Here is a 17,992-nt window from a genome sequence, read left to right on the forward strand (position 1 = left end):
GTCAGAAGTCCATGTCGAACAGGTTGGTTTGACCGCGGTCCCCGCTGCCGTCGCCACGTGATCCTGGCCGGGAACGGCTGACAGGCGTTAGCCCCAATTCCCCCGCGAGCAGCCGGGCCTGCGTCATCGCATCGGAGCGGATCGCCACGGCCGGATGCTTCTTCGGCCCGCCCTTGCTGGCATAGGTCATACCCTCGGTAGCGATGATCCGGCTGGCCTCGGCCGCCTGACCGACTGCAACGCAGTAGTTCACCAGGCTGGCGATATCGGCGACGGTGAGGGTGCGGCGCTCATTGATCAGCACCGGCGCCACGCGGTCCCACTCCGCGCGCGCATCCTCGCCCAGCCAATCCGGCGGATCGAGATCGCCGCGCACCGGCGAGGATCCGGGAACGATACTGTGAGGCTTGGCGCCGCGCATGGGGATCAGAACTCCCATTTCCGGTACGGCCCAATGAGGTCATGAACACCAAACGGGATGACGCTCATCGCGTCCTCGCCCGCCGCGTTTCGCACTTCATAGAAGTGCACGACGAGCTTTTTCATCGCCTCGCTGATGTCAGAGGGCACCGCCTCGAAGTCATCCAGCGGCCCGACCCACGCCTCAATATGCCGGCGCGCAGCGTCGAGCATATCGGTGATCGCGCCGTCGTCATCGTCATAGTCGACCCGCATGTGCTGCTTCATGTCAGCCAGGGGAACGATGTCCGTCGCTTCCGTCATCGACGGGCCTCCTCGGCCTGCTTACTGCGGCTGTGATGCGTGACGCAGAGCGCCTGCCAGTTGGAGCGCGACCAAAAGAGTTTGCGGTCTCCCCGGTGCGGAATGATGTGATCGACCACGGTTGATGCAGCGCGACAGCCAGGATGCACGCAAGCGGGGTTGGCCTTCAGATAGGCCACTCGCTCCTTGTCCCACTTGCTGTCGTAACCGCGCTCACGCGCAGAGGGCCGCCGATCTTCAGCTCGCTTCTTTCGATCTTCGGCGCGTCGCCGTTCGCATGGGCATTGCGCAGCTGCAGCTACTCTGTAGCCACATCCGCAGATGCGAGGTGCGCGCACAGGCATGTCAATCTCCTTGTGAAATTGGCGGGCGACGTTCGCCTTCGTCGCCCGCCGTGAGCCCTAGGCCCATGAAGGATTCATCGGCTGGTGCTCGCGACCTTCCCCGCCTTGTCTCCCTTCCAAAGCCCCAAGGGCAGGCGCCGGAGAGGCGGGGTTCCCGTTATTGGACAGGCCGCTACGTGCCCTCAACGAAGAGGCGCCCTAAGCGCGATCAGGCCACGGGGCGCGTGCGCGCGTGGCCCTTGATGACGGTCGCCGAGAGCGGCGTGGCGGTGCCGTGCGTGCCGGAGAAGTCGGCGAGCAGCTTGGTGTAGCGCTTGTTTCCGACGTACCCGACGCGGGTGACCGAGGGCGTGGCATGCTCGGCGGTGAGCGCCTTGACGATGCCGCCTGCGCCGACGCTGGCGATGCCCTGCACATCGTCGATGGTGACGGCGGAATAGGTCACGTCATCGTCGGAGTGCGTGAGCTTGAACTCGATCTTGTTCGTGCCGCTGAAGGTGATGCCACCGGCGCCGACATGGATCGCGAACATGGCCGAATCGAAACCCTTGAGGTCGATGGCGGCCGGGGTGTTGTCGGCGTTGTAGGCCGCCGGGGCGATCACCGAGGCGACCGCGATATTGCTGATGATGTCCCGCATCGCAGGATCCTCACTGTCTCGGGTGACGGGGAACGGCGGCCTTACGAGGCCGCCATCTTGAGCTTGCGGAGCGCCTTGGCCTGCACCACGGCCGCGCCGGTGCGGCGGGTCGCGTGAATGCGCGTCATGCCGTTGGTCGCGAGCAGGTACGGGTTGACGAGGATCGAGAGCGCCAGCCGGTCGACGATGCGATAGGCGGTCGCGAAGTCACCGAACATGATCGGGAAGGCGCCGGAGGCGACATCGGGCATGTCGACTGCTTCCGTCACCGGGCGGCCGAGGATCATCTCCGGCTGGCCGGCCTGATAGCTCGGCTGCCAGAGATAGTTGCCCTGACCATCCTTCAGCTTGCGGATGACGGCGAGCGTGCCGCCGTTCATCAGCCAGGAGCCACGGGCGCGGTAAGCAGCCGGCAGCGCGTACATCAGGGTGACGAGCGCGTCCGCCGACAGGTTGGTGGCATGGCCATTGATGGTCTCGCCGATGCCGCTGGCCGTGAGCAGGCCCTCCGGCTCGAGCACGCCATTACCGGACACGAAGGCGAGGCCTTCCTTCTGGCCGAAATCCTCCGCGAGGGCGAGACGGACTTCCGCCTCGGCGGCGCCGCCGCTGTCGGCCAGGAGCTGGTTGCTCACATCCACATAGGTGTTCACCTCGCGGATCGGGATCTCGACCTGGCCGAAGCTCGGCTCGCTGCCCTCCTGCGCCTGCGTCTCGCCCTTCCACTTGGCGTTCGTGATGCCCGTGCGCTTGGGGTAGCTCACCGAGGGCGCCGAGGTCGTGCGGACGGTGGCGAGGGTGCGGATCGGCGAGAACTCGACCAGATCACGGATGAACTCGCTCGACATCTCCGCCGGCGCCAGGAAGCCGCCCTGCGGATCGCTGGAGACGGTCAGGGCCTTCAGCTCATCGGGGCCTGCCTCCTTGCCGTGGCGCAGATAGGCCGCAAAAGCCTTGCGTTCGACGCTCGGCTCTTCGGTGCCGCCCGAGCCGGCCGGACGGTTGCCCTTGGCTTCCAGCTTATCGAGACGCTCGGTGAGCTTTGTGACGGCGTCGCCGGGCGCAGCGGACTTCGTCTCCAGCGCCTTGAAACGCTCATCGACGGACTTGGACAGATCCTCGATGGCAGCCGTGACGACGGCGGCCGGATCGTCATTCTCGCCCTTCAGTTCCAGCGCGCCGGGCGCCAGCATGTGCAGGCAGGTGTGTTTCATATCAAGCTCCACGGATAACCGCGCTGGCGCGGCGAAGGGTTTCGACCAGGGCGAATGCCGCGGCCGCAGACTTGGCGCCGGTGATCCGCGCGCCGGGATGCATGGGCAGGGTGACGAGGCTGACTTCGTAGAGATCGAGCGCCTTGATCGAGCGCCCGCCGCCAGGCCGGGCTGCCGCCTTCCGGGTGACGAATCCGATGGACAGGCCGCCGAGGCCGCCCGCCTTCACCAGTGCCCGCACCTCACGGGCACGGGGCAGGTCGTCGACGAGCAGCCGGCCGGTGACGTGAAACCCGTCCGCCGTTTCCTCGGCGCGCTCCCACACGCCCACGGGGTCGTTCATGTTGTGGCCGAAGAGCATCGGCAGCGGCAGCTTGAGACCCTTGAAGGCACCGGGCTCGATCATGTCGCCGACGCGATCCGGCGCGCCGAACTTCCACGCCAGGCCGGAAATCGCCCCGGCCTCATCGGCGAGGATCTTGGTCTCGACGAAGACGTGCTCCATCAGGGCGCTCCACTGTCGGCGCCGGCGCCGCCGGGTTGGCTGCTGCCGGTGTTCGGATTGGCGTACTCCTCGCCCCCGGCGCGCGGCGCCAGATCGAGCCAGGACCGGCCCTCATTGGGGTTCAGCACACGCGACGAAATCAGGCTGGAAATGGCCGTGGCGCGCTCGGTGAGGCTGGCGCGGGTGAGGTCATCGCGGTCGAACAGCACGACGTAGTCGCGCCGCTCTTCCGGCGAGAACAGAGCGCGGCGCAGGGCACCCTCAAGGGCGCGCAGCCACGGCTCCAGCGAATAGGTCAGGAACTCCTTGCCCATCTGCTCGGAGTTGGCCCAGGTGGCGCGATCAAGCTCATAGATCATCGAGGGCGGTACGCGGAAAGCGCGGGCGATCTCGACAATCTGGAAGGTGCGCAGCTCGAGAAATTGGGCGTCGGTCGACGCCAGTGTGAGCTGCTGATACTCGGCGCCGCCCTCCACAATGGCCGTGCCGCCGGACTTGCCGGCGCCGTGCGCGAGCTGCCACGCCTCACGAATGCGCTTCAGCGCATCCGGGGACGTGCGATCCTTGAGAGACAGGACACCGGACGGCCGGGCACCATCCTTGAAGAGCCGGCCGGCGTGCCCCTCCATGAACTTCGCCACGCCAATGGCGTCAGCCGCAAGCGACAAAGGACAGCGTGAGAAGGGCGAGCGAAGATGCACCACATCGTCGGCGGACACCGGCACGTTGTTGATGCGGAAGCTGGGCTCGAGCCGGCCATCACCGGAGTAGTCGACAACGAAGTGCGGCGTGTCATAGCGCACGATCTCGATGACGCGCCCGTCGACCTTGTTCGCCAGCGCCAGCGCGCCCTTATCGGTGATCAGCGCCGCCGCCACCATGTCGCGGACCAGGCTGAAGGTGTCCGACCAGTCGTTGGGGCGATCCTCAAGAAGCTTCGCCACCGGGTGATCGGGCGCATCGGCCAAGGTGTCGCCGACGCGGCGCATCACCTTCAGCTCGAGGCAGGCGGCAGCTTCGGAAATCAGCCGGATGGCGGACTGAACTGCCGGGACGGTGAGCGCCTGCGCCATCCCCACCGACAGGCCCGACGGCAGCGCGCCGAAGACGGCCTGCAGCTCGGCATCGGGTGCCGAGAGGCTCTTCTTCGTCAGCCCTGCCATCAGGTTGCGGATGCTCCACGACACCGAACGGCTCTCCTTCCTGTAATTAACCCATTGATTAAAAAGCCTATTTCGCCTCTATCTCGCACGATGTGGGGAGCGCCGGTCCCGACGAGCGGGCAAAAGTCGGCAACCACCCCCCGGTCCCTAGTGAACTGGGTAGGCTTCCACGTGCTTGATGATGAGAAGTGGCTTCATCGAGTATTTTATGCGCTCTACGCGCGACACTCGACCAGCCCGCTACTTGCGCAAACTTGCGCGTTTTTGAGCAACTAACGCCTATGCTCGCCGATCCACGATCTCCAAGCGGGATCCGCGATCTCAATCATGTTCGGACCAGGCGGCAGCGACTGCCGACGCTCACGGATGACACCACGGTGCCGAGCCAACCTGAGAGCATCTTCAACGGTCGTTCGGCCAAGCGCGGTGCGGTGCATCAGCTCGCGCCGCGACACCGCGGCTCGCAGGCTCCCCGGCATCATCTGCACCAGGGCCGACAGCACACGTGCCTGACTGACGGTGAACATGCCTTCGGCAAGAGGAGGCAGCGCGGGCGAAGGCGCAATGAATCCTCCCTTGTTCTGCTCTATCCATCCTCGCCAAGCTGGATGGATTATCTCGACGATGTTCCCGCACGCGCCGGTCGGATGGCGGCTCTCTCGGGTTAACCCAAGCTGCCGCGCCAGCCGCATAGCATCCTCGACCACCGTTCGGCCAAGGCCGGTGCTTCGCATGAGATCGCGCCGTGACACCTCGGCCCGCAGAGACGGCATCAGGAACCGCAGCAGAGCCGCCATGACAAGACCTTGGCTACATGTGAAGGCGGGCCTCATGCTCGGAGGCAGCTCGGGAGCCGATGTTTCCGACAATGGGCGGCCGGCTCGTCGGGAAGGCACGCCCTCAACCGTGAGCATAACGCGTCCTCCGCTCCATCCCAGCACGGCCGAAAGGGGGAAAACCACCTGCCCTACCTCCTTTATTGAAGGCCTCTTCTCCTTCTATGATCTTCGTGGGGTTCAGAATTTTGGACCGCGCAACCGATTTGGACCCTGTCGGCTTGTGAGCCGTAGGGCCGCGCTTGAGCCACGCCAGCCACTCTGCCGATACGATCTCGATCATGTTCGGCAGGCTCTTCGCCCCACGGCGAGGGCGATAAGTCACCTTGATCAAGCCCAGCCGACGCGCCTCGTGCAGCGCGTTCTGAACGGAGGTGCGGCAGACGCCGGCAAGAGCCGCGATCTTATCGATAGGCAGATCACACACGCCGCGGTGCTTCACCTCACCCGCGAGAACTGCGAGCACAGCTCGCTCGGCTTCAGTGAAGCAGCCACGGAGCTTGTCCGGCATTGCGCCCGAGCCGCCCAAGGAGCGCCGCCGTTGGCGAGATGCCTCGCGGTCTGGTGATACCTGTCGACGGCGGGGCACCAACCGAGACATGGCCCGCAGGGCACGGCCAGCCGAAGGAGGGCTGGGAGATCGCCGAAGCGAGCTGCGCCGTCCCTCAATAAGGACGGAGAGAGCGCTCGCATCGTCATCGCTCAGGTGACCAGATCCATGCAGGCGCCACAGTTGGCGAGAGATGTCATCCAGTCCCTCGATGCCAGTCAGGCTGATCGCGTCGCGCATCTTGGCAACAGCGCCGGTGGAGCCAGAAAATGGGACAAGGTCGGTTGTATCGCGACCAGAAACGTTGAGTTTCTCAGTCGTCCCAAATCGGCCTAAAGCGTTGCCAAGGCTAAGAGCGGCGCGGCCTACCGGGCCCACCAAGACATTCTTCCATCAATCCAGCGGTCTTCCCGCCATGCCGCGTTCCGAACTGGCAGGGTGGCGAGATCTCGTGCACGGCGCCATCCGCGATCTGCGGCGCCTCCTTGCCGCACGCACGCCGCAATAGTCCGGTCAGTTTTGCGGGCCAGTGAGGAGCTTTCGACACGCGATGCCGCGAAATCCCTATTATCGCGGCCCGGCCAGCGATCATTTCGATGGGACCCGCTTCTTCAATGCCGGCGGCTCCACGGACAGATCCTTGCGCGACGTGCTGCGCTGGCGGCTCTCCTCGCGCTTTGCGCGCTGGCCGGCGCGGGTGGACGTCTCGCCCGCCGTGCCACAGCCACGCGTCCCCGAATGCGTCGTCACCATGGTCGGCCATGCGACGGTGCTGATCCAGGTCGCGGGCCTGAACATTCTGACCGACCCGGTCTGGTCGGAGCGAGCGAGCCCGGTGGGCTTTGCCGGGCCGAAGCGCGTCACCCCGCCCGGCATCCGCTTCGACGACCTGCCGCCCATCGACGCCGTGCTGCTCTCACACAGCCATTACGACCATCTCGACCTGCGGACGTTGAGCCGGTTGCATCGACGCGACAAGCCGCTGCTCGTCACGCCGCTGGGCAACGACACCATCGTGCGCCGGACCATCCCGGACGTCCGTGCCATCGTTGGCGACTGGGGCGCGCAGGTTGAGATTGCCGGCAATGTCACCGTCTCCCTCGTCCCCGCCAATCACTGGTCGGCGCGCGGCACGCGGGATCGGCGCATGTCGCTCTGGAGCGGCTTCATGCTGCGCACACCGAAGACGCTGATCTATTTCGCCGGCGACACCGGCTATGGCGATGGCGAGATCTTCCGCCGGATGCGGCACGATCACGGTGCCCCGGACCTCGCCTTGCTGCCGATCGGCGCCTATGCGCCGCGCTGGTTCATGGAGCCGCAGCATGCCGACCCGGCGGAAGCGGTGCGGATCATGCGCGACGTCGAGGCGCGGCAGGCCATCGCCATTCACTGGGGATGCTTCCAGTTGACCGACGAACCGCGCGAGGAGCCGCCCCAGAAGCTTCAGGAGGCCCTCGCCGCACACGGCATCGCGCCGGAACGCTTCCGGGCGCTGGAAGCCGGCGCAGTCCTGGAGCTGTCCTGAGCGGCAGAAGGACCGAAGCCGTGCCGGGCGTCAGCCGAGCGGCACCGCGACCTGCCCGCCCCGCCCGTCAGGAAGCACATCCATCGGCACGCCATAGATCCGGCCGAGCGTCTGCGGCGTGAGAATGTCCGCGGCAGCTCCTCGCGCCAGCAGCTTGCCGCCATGCAGCGCGACGATGTCGTCGCAGAAGCGGGCGGCCATGTTCACATCATGCAGCACCACGATCACGCCGGTTCCCCGCTCGCGACAGAGGCGGCGGATCAAGGCGAGCACCTCGATCTGGTGGGCGATGTCGAGCGCGGAGATCGGCTCGTCGAGCAGCAGGCAGCCGGCGTCCTGCGCGACCAGCATGGCGAGCCAGACACGCTGGCGCTCGCCGCCGGAGAGCGTGTCGACCATCCGGTCGGCGAAGGCGCCGGTGTCGGTGAGCGCGATGGCGTCGTCGACCTTCTGCCGGTCCTGCGCGGTAAAGCGTCCAAGCGCGCCGTGCCAGGGATAGCGGCCGAGGGCGACCAGCTCGCGCGTCCTCATGCTGCCGGTGGCGGGAGTAGCCTGCGGGAGATAGGCGACGCGGCGGGCGAGTGCCCGCGCGCCCCACTGCGCCAGCGGGACACCCTCGAACCGGATCGCCCCGCCCGTGGGCAGTTGCTGGCGGCCGAGCAGTTTTAGAAGCGTCGACTTGCCCGATCCATTATGGCCGATCAGCCCGACCACGCGCCCGGCCGGCACAGTGAGGCTGAGCGGGTGCAGCAGGGTGCGGCCCTCGACGGCGAAGGCGGCGTCGGCAAGCTCGAACAGAGGCGTCGCGGCCGTCATGCGCGCTCCCGGTTGAAGGCAAAGCGGATGGCGTGGTTCACGCAGGCGGGGATGACGGACATGTGCGTCTCGCCGGGCACGAGGACGTAGTCGGTAGCCAGCCCCGGCACCAGCGCGAGGCGTTCGGCCATCAGCCGCGTATTGTCGACGATGCGGCTCTCCTCGAAGGAGGCCAGTCGCTTCGCCTCGTCCAACGCGCCGATCTGGAACGGCGCGAGTTTCTGCTCATACTCGCCGACAATGAGCAGCACGCGCCCGGCGCGCGGCGTGGGTTCCGCGATGAAGGCCTGCGCGGCCTCGACAATGCCGGCGCCCTCCCACCAGATGGCGGGGCTGGCGGAGATCCACCGCTGGAACGCCTGCGGTCGCCGGAACAGGGCGTGCAGCACGAACAGCCCGCCGAAGGAATGACCGAGAATCGCCTGCCGCTGGGCATTGATCGGCAGTCGCCGGGCGATCTCGGGCTTCAGCACCTCCTCGATGAAGGCGAGGAATTCGTCCGCCCCGCCCGTGCAGACAGGCGGACCATCCGGCGTGTGCGGGGGGTAGGTCTCGCCGGGCGGCGGGCCCATATCCCAGGAGCGGCGCACGCTGTCATAGGCGCCTTCGGTCGGGTAGCCGATGCCGACCATCACGCCCCATTCGACCCCGGTGCCACGCGGATAGGCCGCCTGCACGCGCATCATGTCGGCCGCCGTGCCCGCCACCGCGTTGGCGTCGAGATAATACAGCACCGGCCAGCCCTCGGCCGGCGCCTCGCCCGGCGGGCAGTAAAGGAAGATGCGCCAGGGCGGCCCACCGGCGGGCGACGCGATGTCGAAGATCTGCGTGTCGGGGATCAGAGCGGGGGTCAGCAGGTCGCTGGTCATGCGGCAGGGTGCTTTCGCGACAAGAGCCAGAGGAAGACGGGGGCACCGATCATCGCGGCGACGAGACCGGCCGGCATCTGCCAGGGAAAGGCGATGCTGCGGCCGAGAAAGTCCGCCACCACCATGATCAGCGCGCCGATGAGCGCGGCGCCGTAGAGCTCGGCAAGCGAATGGCGCAGACCGAGCAGGCGCGCCATGTGCGGGGCGACCAGCCCGACAAAGGAGAGCGGGCCCACCAGCAGCGTCGCCATCGCCGTGGCCAGCGCGGCGAGGCCAAGCAGCATGAGCCGGCCCAGATTCAACGGCATGCCGAGCGCGCGGGCGGTCGCCTCCCCGAGCGGCAGCAAAGCCAGCCAGCGGCTCACCAGCGGCAGCAGCGCGAGCAGGGCCAGCGCGGCCAGCAGGCTGACGCTCGCGCTCAACGGCTCCACGCCATAGGTCGAGCCGGTCATCCAGTTGAACAGCAGCATGGCGCGCGGATCGCCGCTCGCCATCAGCACGCTGACCAGCGCGTCGAGCAGGGCGCCGATGGCGATACCGACAAGGATCACCCGCTCGGGGGCGGCGCGCGAGGCGCGGGCGAACAGCAGAAGCAGCAGCAGGGCGAGAAAGGCACCGCTCGCCGCCGCCAGCGTCTGGCCGAGCCGGCCGATATCCGCGAGCAGGAAGATTGCCACGGTAAGGCCGCCGGCGGCCCCCGCGCTGACACCCATCACTTCCGGGCTCGCCATCGGGTTGCCGGTCAGGCGCTGGAGCACGCTGCCGGCGATGGCGAGCAGCGTTCCGCCGGCCAGCGCCGCCACGGCGCGCGGCAGCCGCAGCGCCCAGAGCGAGGCCGGATCGCTGGGAACGGCAAGGCTCCAGCCATCAAGACCGGGACCGAGCAGGGCCGAGAGGGCGAGGACCACCACCAGACCAATCCCCAGCAGCGCCAGCCGCCGCAGCGGATGGACGGCTCCCGAAAGGCGCCGCACCGCCATCTGCGCGCCGACGCTCGGCGGCAGGCGCAAACGCGGGATGATCCACAGCAGCAGCGGCGCGCCGAACAAGGCGGTGACCGCGCCGGTCGGGACGGTATCGGCGAAGCTTCCGGCGGCGAGTTGCACCGCCTGATCCGTCGCCCAGAGCAGAGCCGCCCCCGTGGCGGCGGAGGCCACGAGCCACACACCGAGGCGCCGGGCGCCGCTCAGCCGCGCCAGAGCCGGTGCCGCGAGGCCGACGAAACCGATGCAGCCGACGCTGGCGACCACAAAGCCGGTCAGCGCCACCGCGACCAGCAGGGCGCCGAGACGGGCGGCAGCGACCGAGAGGCCAAGGCCGCGGGTCTGCGCGTCATCCAGCCCAAGAAGCGTCAGCGGCCGCAGGAGCAGCAGGGTCGCCAGCGCCGCGCCGGCAAGGCGTGGGGCGAGGAAAAGCGGCTCCTCCCAGCCCTGCTGGCTCAGCGAGCCGGCGCCCCACAGAAACAGCCCGGCGAGGTAATGGCTGTCGAACAGCGCCAGCAGCGCGGCGAGCGAGGCGCAGTAAAGCCCCGCCACCATGCCGGCGAGGATCACCACAAGCGGCGCAAAGCCGCTGCGGCGTGACAGCAGCAGCACGGCGCCGATGGCAACCAAGCCACCCGCCAGCGTCACCCATTCGCGACCGAAGCCGAGAAGATGCGGCGCCCAGATGAGACAGGCCGACAAGGCGAGATTGGCGCCCGCCTCGATGCCCAGCGTCGTCGGTGAAGCGATGGGGTTGCGCAGCACCTGTTGCAGGATAGCGCCGGCGAGGCCCAGCGCGGCGCCCGCCAGCAGGCTCATCACCAGTCGCGGCGCGAAGCTGTAGGCCGCCAAAAGTTCTGCCGTTTGCGAGAGGTCCGGTGCGGTGATGGCGTGCCACCATCCCCCGTGTGGCAGCAGCACCGCGAGATTCCCCCAGGTGCCGATCACCCCGACCAGCCCGAGCAGTAGCAACAGGGCGAGCGGCCCGAGACCGCGGGGAACAGCGTGGCGCGTGCGGGGAATGGCAATGTCAGCCATTGGAGCGCGCCTCCGCCAGATGCCGGGTGAGTTGCCGGGCAAAGCGCATGGCCGAGGGCAGCATGCCGAACATCAGAACGGGCGGGAGCCGCACGAGCCGGCCGGCCTGCACGAAGGGCAGACTTCGCCAGAGCGGGCTGGCATCGAGGCTGGCCAGCGTGTCGTCGGAGATCGGTTCGAGATAGAGCAGCGTGCCCGCACCGCTACCGGCCAGCGCCTCGATGCCCACCGTGTTGAAGCCCCAGTAATTGCTTGGCTGCGTCCAGCCATTGGTGAGGCCGACGCGCTCCATCACATCGCCGAACAGACTGCCGCCGCCATAGACGCGCACATGGCGGGCATCGAGAAAGTTCACGGCAAGCACCGGACGCTCCGCCAGTCCCGCCGCCGCCAACGCCGCGCGGGCCTCATCCATCGTCGCCTCAGTCCGGGCGATCAGCGCCTCACCCTGCGCTTGGCGCCCGATGGCGCTGGCGAGGGCGCGCGTCGCGACAACGCTGCGGGCATAGGCGCTGCCAACCGGCGGCGCATAAACCGAAAAGGTCAGTGTCGGCGCGAAGCGTTCGAGCAGCGGCTTGATGGCGTCGAGATAGGGCGTGGAAACGATCAGCTCCGGCTTCAGCGCCGTAAGCAGTTCGAGATTGGGCTCGCGGTCGGTGCCGAGATTGACTACGCCGGGCGGCAGCGCCGGCTCCACCACCCATTGGCTCCAACTGTCGGGGTTGGGGATAGCGACAGGGGCCAGACCCATCTCGATGAGCGTTTCGGCGAGGCCGAAATCCATCGCGACGATCCGTGTGGGAGGTGAAGCCGGCGCGTCCCGTCCCGCCTGCCCCGCCGCATGCGATGCGGGGAAGGCGGCAAGTGCGGCGAGCCCGCCAAAGGTCGCTGCCCGCCGGGAAAGCATCAATCCGCTCACCAGCGATACTTCAGGCCCGCAATGACGGTGCGCGGCGCGCCGAGGTAGCAGTAGCCGACATCGCAGGTCGTATATTCCTCGTCGAGCAGGTTCTGGGCGTTGACCTGGAAGCTCCAGCCCTTGAGCTTCGGATCGAGGTAGCTGAAATCATAGCTGAGCTTGGCATCCACCAGCGTGTAGGCGTCGTTCTCGAAGGTGTTGAGCGAGTCACCCCAGGTCGCGCCGACATAGCGCACGCCCGCACCGACCCCGAGGCCGACCAGCTTGGTGCCGGGCTGGAACTGGTAGTCCGCCCAGAAGGCGAAGCTGTTTTCCGGCTGGCCGGAGGGCGTCAGGCCGATGGTCTCGGGATCCCCGGAGACATTCTCCATGTCGAGATAGGTGTAAGCGCCACGCACCCTCAGGCCGGCGCCGAGATTGGCCACCGCCTCAAGCTCGAAGCCGCGGGCCCGGACCTCGCCGGTCTGCACCTGATAGAGCGGGTTGGTATCGTCGGTGACGAGGCCATTGTCCTGGTTGATCTGGAAAATCGAGGCGGCGAAAAAGCCGTCGAAGCCGGTGGGCTGATACTTCACGCCGCCTTCGATCTGCTTCGCCGTGGTCGGGGCGAAGGCATTACCATTGATGTCGACGCCGAGATTGGGCGCGAACGAGGTCGAGTAGCTCACATAGGGCGCGATGCCGTTGTCAAAGACATAGGTCAGGCCCGCGCGGTAGGTGAACTCGCTATCGTCGATGTTCTGCTCGGTATCATTGATGAGATCGAGGGCATCCGTATCCACCCAATCCTGCCGTCCGCTTAGGGTCAGGATGAAGCGGTCGAACTCCGCCTGTTCCTGCACATAGACGCCGACCTGGTTCTGGCGCTGGCGATAGCTTGAGGCGGTGAGTGCCGGATCTTCGGTCGGGCCGAGCGGCTGCCCGCTGTTGAGGTCATAATCCGCCGCCGCGCCATAGCCGATGCCGCCGCTGAGGGCGAGATAGGAATAGTCCACGCCGATCAGCAGCTTGTGCTCCACGGCACCGGTCGCGAAGTTCGCTTCCAGCTGATTGTCGACGACGAAGGAGTCCAGATAGTCCTGGACATAGCCGGTGTAGCGGCTGGCGACATTGGTCGCCTCGTCAAGTGAGGTCACGCCGGTGTAGCGCACTTCGGTATTGGCGCTGCCGTAGCGCAGCTTCTGGCGGACAGTGAACACGTTGTCGATGTCGTGCTCGGCCAGATAGCCGATCCGCCACTGCTCCTGATTCAGCGCATTGTAGTCGCCGAAATTCTCGGCGAACTCCTCATTACCCGCGCCCGTCCAACCATAATAGGGCATGGCCGCCGGCGTCTCGGACTTCTGGTATTCGCCGAGGAAGGTGATGCGGGTATCGTCGCTCGGCTTCCACGTCAGTGCCGGGGCGATGAACGTCATGTCGTTCGTGCCGCCATTGTAGACGTTCGGGGCGCCAGCATCGCGCAGCACGCCGGTGAGGCGGTAGAGCCACTCGCCGTTCTTGTCGATGGGGCCGCCAATGTCGAACTGGCCCTGCCACCAATCGTAATTGCCACCCTGCACCTCGACCTCGCCGAACGCCTCCTCGGTCGGGCGCTTCGAGGTGATATCGACCAGGCCGCCGGGCGAACCGAGGCCATAAAGCGCCGAGCTCGGCCCGCGCAGCACGGTGATACTGTCGACGCCATAGGGCTCGACCTTGAAGATCGACATGTTGGCGCCCGGCAGGCGCAGGCCGTCGCGGTAGATGCCGTTATAGGTCACGTCGAAGCCACGAACCGAGAAGGAATCAAAGCGCGGGTCGTAGCCACTCTCCTGGGTGCGCACGCCCGGCGTGTAGGCGACCGCCTCGGTCAGGGTCTGCACGTTGCGGTCGTCGAGTTCCTGCCGCGTAACGACGGTGACGGACTGGGGCGTCTCGATCAGCGGCGTGTCGGTCTTGGTGCCGGCGGTGCTGGCGGTGGCGACATAGCCGACCGTGCCATTGCCATCGGCCTGCACGTCGATCGTGTCGAGCTCGATGCCGACCGAGGTTCCGTTGGCGGCCGCACTGGCGGTGGGATCAACGATGGTAACCCGGTTCGGCGCGGTGAAGCGATAGGTCAGGCCCGTGCCCTTGAGCAGCCGGTCGAGCGCCTCATTGGCGCTGAAGCTGCCCTGCACCGCGCTGGAGCGGCGGCCACCGAGGCGCTGCGTGTCGAAGAAAACGCGCACGCCAGCCTTCTGCGCGAAGGACAGGATGGCGCCGTTGAGATCCTGCGCCGGAATATCGAAAGCGAGGCGCGCCGGGGCGGGCGCTGTAGCGGTCTGGCCTTGCGCTGAGGCGCCGGTGCCCGCACCGAGCGTCAGCAGGCCCGAGGCCACAAGACCCAGCAGGAGAGCACGGCCAGCGACGCCGCCGAGATGATGCTGGCGCAGGCGCTGCGTGCGGTGACGTGCCGGGTTCGTCATGGAGCCTCGTTCCTTCCTGTCAGAGCGCGCCCTTGCGCGGCAGCCAGCCCCCACGCTGCCTGCAGGAAGGAAGACAAACGGCGACGGCGAGTCCGTAAAAGAAAATCGCCGCCTGCCGATATTTTTAGTAAAGCACTGTCATAAAAGGATAAATCGACCGCGAGCCGATACCGAGCTCGGCCGTGATGGTCTCGATCGCATCATCGAGATCGTTGGTGGCGAACACGCCGCTCACCCGCCGATCGGCCAGCGCGCCATCCAGAATGACGATACGCCCGCGCCGGTAGCGATTGAGCGTCTCGACCACCTCCCCGAGGCGCGAGCCGCTGAACACCAGCATTCCGCGCCGCCAGGCGGTGGCGGTGGCGACATCGCGCGTGCGCACCCGTCCGAGGCCGAGGCCACGGCGGTAGCGCACTTCCTGACCGGGCGAGAGCACCACGTCCTGCCGCGCGCCGGCATGATCGAGGGCGACCTCGATCTGGTGCTCGACGGCGAGCACGTCGGCCCCCTCCCCTTCATCTTCAACGACGAACTGCGTGCCGAGCGCCGTGGTCCGCCCCCCACCCGCCTCCACGACGAAGGCACGCGTCTCGTCGCCCGCACGCGGCGCCGCCGTGAAGAACACCTCGCCGGCGAGCAGGCGCACGCGGCGCTCCGTGCTGTCGAAATCAACGGCAATGGCGCTCGCGGGACCGAGCTCCGCCACGCTGCCATCCGGCAGGGTTACGCTGCGCAGCTCTCCCGGCGCGGTGCGATAGTCGGCGCTGGCAAGCAACCACGGATCGCCGAACTGGTAGCGGGCGATCCCGCCGGCAAGGACCAGCAGGGCGACCACCGCCCCGACGCGAACCGCGCGGCGTGCCGGCGAGGCCGGTCGTGTTCTGGGCACGAGGTCGCGCAGCGGGCCGGGATCACGGCGCAGCAGCGACAGCTCGCGCCAGGTAGCGGCAGCTTCCTCGAACGCAGCCCGGTGATCGGGCGCCTCCTCCAGCCAGTCGCGCAGGGCCGCGCTCTCGGCCGGGCTCAAGGGACCGCCATCGAGGCGCGCCACCCATTCGGCCGCGCGCAGCTCAATCTCATCCGCGCGATTGTCGATGCTGCCCACGTCCCTGCCTCACGCTCGCGTTCCCCTTCAGTAGACAACCGACGAGGAGAACACCGTAAAAACCGGGAGCTAGCGCCCCCGGAGGCGTCGCGTCATATGCGCGATCGCCATAGCGAGGTGCTTCTGCACCGAGCTGTCGGAGATTCGCAAATGGCGGGCGACCTCGGCATGGGTGAGGCCATGAATGCGGTTCAGCACGAAGATTTCCTGCGTGCGCCGGGGAAGTTCGAGCACCAGCGCGTGCACCCGTTCGAGCTGCAGGCGGGAATCGACGATGTCCTCGGGGGACGGCTCATCGGCCGCGAGCTCGGAAAGGGCGTCCGGCGCGACGCTGTCGGTGCGCCGGCGCACCTCCTGCTTGACGTGATTGATCAGCAGGTTACGGGCGATGGTATAGAGGTAGGCACGGATGTCCTGGATACGCGTCTCCGGCCCCTCGATCAGGTTCAGGAACGTATCCTGCACCAGATCGCTGGCCATATGCCCATCGCCGAGCCGACGCTGCAGATAGCGCCGCAGCTCGGTTCCATGGGTCGAAAAGACGAGTGACAGGTCAGGCTGCATGCACCGGCCCACAACGACATCACGAATGTGTGTAGGAGACGACTAACATGGGCGGCGCGGCCAAGTAACCCGGCCAACACTAGATTAGCATGGCTCAAAGCTACGATTTAGACTGGTTCCATACTGCAACCATGCCGATCCGGCTCACGACCTGTACCAACACGCCTCTCGCGTTGAACAGCGGCAAAGCGACGGCTGGCGAGCGCCCGCGACCCTATGGTATCCACGCCCGCCAAGGTAACGCCGCTTCCAGCCCTGAGCCGTGATGCCCTCTTTCCTCTCCCGCTTCAGCATTGAACCGGACGCCCTGCACTGGCTGGAACAGCGGTCCTGGCACCCTTGGCTGGTCATCGCCCTTGTCTGCATCGGCGCCTTTGTTGGCCAGCTCGACGCGACCATCGTCCAACTCGCCTTGCCCACCCTTAGCCATGCCTTCGACGTGCCGATCCAGAAGGTCAGCTGGGTGGCGCTGTCCTATCTGCTCGCCTTCGCCTCTTTTCTTCCGATCTTCGGCCGGCTGTGCGAGATGGTGGGGCGCAAGAGCCTCTATCTCGTTGGATATGCTCTCTTCATTGTCGCCAGCGCGCTCTGCGGTCTCGCGGCGACGTTCGAGCAGTTGCTCGTCTTCCGCTTCCTGCAGGGCATGGGCGGGGCGCTGCTCGGCGCCAACAGCATCTCCATTCTCGTGGCAACCATCCCCGCGGCCTCGCGCGGGCGGGCGCTCGGCTTCTTCGCGGCGGCGCAGGCGGTCGGCATGAGCGCGGGCCCCGCGCTGGGCGGGCTCATTCTGGTAGGCCTCGGCTGGCGCTGGGTGTTCTGGGTCACCGTGCCCTTCGGGGCGGTGGCGATGGTCGTCGGCTGGCTGGCCCTGCCGCGCTCGCGGATCACCGGGCCGCGCAAGAGCTTCGACTGGACCGGCGCCCTGCTCATCGGGCCAGCGCTGATCCTTCTGGTGGCGACTCTGAACCATGCCTCACATTGGGGCTTGCTGTCGGCTCCCACATTGGGCGGCTTCGCAATCTCCGCCGTGCTGCTCGGGCTGCTGGTGCGTCATGAACGCCGCTGCGCGTCACCGCTGATCGCCCCCCGCCTATTGCAAAGCGCGGGTTTCCGCTTCGGCGCCATGGCCGTAACCCTCGCCTATGGCCTGCTCTACGGGACGTTCTTCCTCATGTCCTTCGCGCTGGAGCATGGCTATGGGCAGGGACCGGCAGAGGCTGGCTTCCGGCTGGCTATCATTCCCGTCGCCATCGGCCTCTCCGCCCCGTTCAGCCACGACATCCGGCAATGGCTGGGACGCACCCGCATCGGCGGCGCGGCCATGCTGCTCTGCCTGCTGGCGATCATGATGATGCGGTTGAGCGTCGGCCTATCGCCCTATCACAAGGCCATCGACACGGTGGCCTTCACGCTGATCGGCATCGGTCTCGGCCTGTTCATCGCACCGAACAACAATGCGACCCTCGCAGCCGTGCCCACCGAACTCTCCGGCGCCGCGGGCGCGCTGCTGAACCTCATGCGCGTGCTGGGCACCAGCCTTGGCGTCGCCCTTGGGGCGAGCAGCTTGAGCTGGCGGCTTGAGGAGATCGCGGGCACCGACCGCGGCTGGAACGCGGCCGGCAGCGCCAACCTGCTCACAGCCGTCCGCGACAGCCTCCCCTTGCTCGGGCTGATCGCGGTTGCTGCCGCCGTCGCGGCATGGGCCGCGACCCGCCCGACCCCGCCGGAGCCGAAAGCCTAGG

Annotated in this window: 17 protein-coding genes; 2 read left to right on the plus strand and 15 right to left on the minus strand. The window is 67.1% G+C overall.

Features of this window, described 5'->3' with window-relative positions; translation table 11 throughout:
• Position 1: 1 nt before the first annotated feature.
• The 8 genes from AncyloWKF20_RS08695 to AncyloWKF20_RS08735 all read right to left on the minus strand — a co-directional run bounded on the left by AncyloWKF20_RS08695 (position 2) and on the right by AncyloWKF20_RS08735 (position 5,936).
• Positions 2–421: a phage terminase small subunit P27 family gene (locus tag AncyloWKF20_RS08695; protein WP_279317470.1), complete on the minus strand. Its 420-nt coding sequence runs from the start codon at positions 419–421 to the stop codon at positions 2–4.
• 5 nt (positions 422–426) lie between these two features.
• Positions 427–723 (minus strand): head-tail connector protein, encoded by a 297-nt coding sequence (locus AncyloWKF20_RS08700; protein ID WP_279317471.1) that lies wholly within the window; start codon positions 721–723, stop codon positions 427–429.
• Positions 724–1,275: 552 nt separating this feature from the next.
• The gene (locus AncyloWKF20_RS08710; protein ID WP_279317473.1) at positions 1,276–1,707 is read right to left on the minus strand and encodes a hypothetical protein; all 432 of its coding nucleotides are present in this window, start codon (positions 1,705–1,707) and stop codon (positions 1,276–1,278) included.
• A 41-nt stretch (positions 1,708–1,748) separates the two neighbouring features.
• Positions 1,749–2,921 carry a phage major capsid protein gene (locus AncyloWKF20_RS08715; protein ID WP_279317474.1) on the minus strand — a complete coding sequence of 391 codons (1,173 nt, stop codon included), beginning with the start codon at positions 2,919–2,921 and terminating at the stop codon, positions 1,749–1,751.
• A 1-nt stretch (position 2,922) separates the two neighbouring features.
• Complete coding sequence (locus tag AncyloWKF20_RS08720; protein WP_279317475.1) at positions 2,923–3,426, minus strand: HK97 family phage prohead protease; 504 nt, start codon at positions 3,424–3,426, stop codon at positions 2,923–2,925.
• Positions 3,426–4,613, minus strand: coding sequence for a phage portal protein (locus AncyloWKF20_RS08725; protein WP_279317476.1), 1,188 nt, complete (start codon positions 4,611–4,613; stop codon positions 3,426–3,428). The genes AncyloWKF20_RS08720 and AncyloWKF20_RS08725 overlap by 1 nt, the downstream gene beginning before the upstream one ends.
• Before the next feature lie 248 nt (positions 4,614–4,861).
• The gene (locus tag AncyloWKF20_RS08730; protein WP_279317477.1) at positions 4,862–5,386 is read right to left on the minus strand and encodes a hypothetical protein; all 525 of its coding nucleotides are present in this window, start codon (positions 5,384–5,386) and stop codon (positions 4,862–4,864) included.
• 103 nt (positions 5,387–5,489) lie between these two features.
• Positions 5,490–5,936: a hypothetical protein gene (locus AncyloWKF20_RS08735; protein ID WP_279317478.1), complete on the minus strand. Its 447-nt coding sequence runs from the start codon at positions 5,934–5,936 to the stop codon at positions 5,490–5,492.
• Between the two features lie 589 nt (positions 5,937–6,525).
• Here AncyloWKF20_RS08735 and AncyloWKF20_RS08740 point away from each other — a divergent pair.
• Entirely contained in the window at positions 6,526–7,503 is a 978-nt protein-coding gene (locus AncyloWKF20_RS08740) for an MBL fold metallo-hydrolase (RefSeq protein ID WP_279317479.1), read from the plus strand.
• Between the two features lie 30 nt (positions 7,504–7,533).
• On the opposite strand, the gene AncyloWKF20_RS08745 is transcribed toward AncyloWKF20_RS08740, so the two are convergent.
• The 7 genes from AncyloWKF20_RS08745 to AncyloWKF20_RS08775 form a co-directional block, all read right to left on the minus strand.
• On the minus strand, positions 7,534–8,319 hold the full coding sequence (locus AncyloWKF20_RS08745; protein WP_279317480.1) for an ATP-binding cassette domain-containing protein: 786 nt from the start codon (positions 8,317–8,319) through the stop codon (positions 7,534–7,536).
• Positions 8,316–9,188: an alpha/beta hydrolase-fold protein gene (locus tag AncyloWKF20_RS08750; RefSeq protein ID WP_279317481.1), complete on the minus strand. Its 873-nt coding sequence runs from the start codon at positions 9,186–9,188 to the stop codon at positions 8,316–8,318. The genes AncyloWKF20_RS08745 and AncyloWKF20_RS08750 overlap by 4 nt, the downstream gene beginning before the upstream one ends.
• Positions 9,185–11,209 carry a Fe(3+)-hydroxamate ABC transporter permease FhuB gene (gene fhuB / locus AncyloWKF20_RS08755; RefSeq protein WP_279317482.1) on the minus strand — a complete coding sequence of 675 codons (2,025 nt, stop codon included), beginning with the start codon at positions 11,207–11,209 and terminating at the stop codon, positions 9,185–9,187. The genes AncyloWKF20_RS08750 and fhuB overlap by 4 nt, the downstream gene beginning before the upstream one ends.
• Positions 11,202–11,993, minus strand: coding sequence for an iron-siderophore ABC transporter substrate-binding protein (locus tag AncyloWKF20_RS08760; protein ID WP_279317483.1), 792 nt, complete (start codon positions 11,991–11,993; stop codon positions 11,202–11,204). Before AncyloWKF20_RS08760 ends, fhuB begins: the two co-directional genes overlap by 8 nt.
• A 131-nt stretch (positions 11,994–12,124) precedes the next feature.
• Positions 12,125–14,578, minus strand: a complete 2,454-nt coding sequence (locus tag AncyloWKF20_RS08765) for a TonB-dependent siderophore receptor (RefSeq protein ID WP_279317484.1) — start codon at positions 14,576–14,578, stop codon at positions 12,125–12,127.
• A gap of 124 nt (positions 14,579–14,702) precedes the next feature.
• Positions 14,703–15,686, minus strand: a complete 984-nt coding sequence (locus AncyloWKF20_RS08770) for a FecR family protein (RefSeq protein ID WP_279317485.1) — start codon at positions 15,684–15,686, stop codon at positions 14,703–14,705.
• Positions 15,687–15,755: 69 nt separating this feature from the next.
• Positions 15,756–16,250 carry an RNA polymerase sigma factor gene (locus AncyloWKF20_RS08775; RefSeq protein ID WP_279317486.1) on the minus strand — a complete coding sequence of 165 codons (495 nt, stop codon included), beginning with the start codon at positions 16,248–16,250 and terminating at the stop codon, positions 15,756–15,758.
• A gap of 265 nt (positions 16,251–16,515) precedes the next feature.
• On the opposite strand from AncyloWKF20_RS08775, the gene AncyloWKF20_RS08780 reads away from it, so the two are divergent.
• Complete coding sequence (locus AncyloWKF20_RS08780) at positions 16,516–17,991, plus strand: MFS transporter (protein ID WP_279317487.1); 1,476 nt, start codon at positions 16,516–16,518, stop codon at positions 17,989–17,991.
• Position 17,992 lies beyond the last annotated feature (1 nt).

This window comes from Ancylobacter sp. WKF20 (genome assembly GCF_029760895.1).
Taxonomy (GTDB): Bacteria; Pseudomonadota; Alphaproteobacteria; order Rhizobiales; family Xanthobacteraceae; genus Ancylobacter.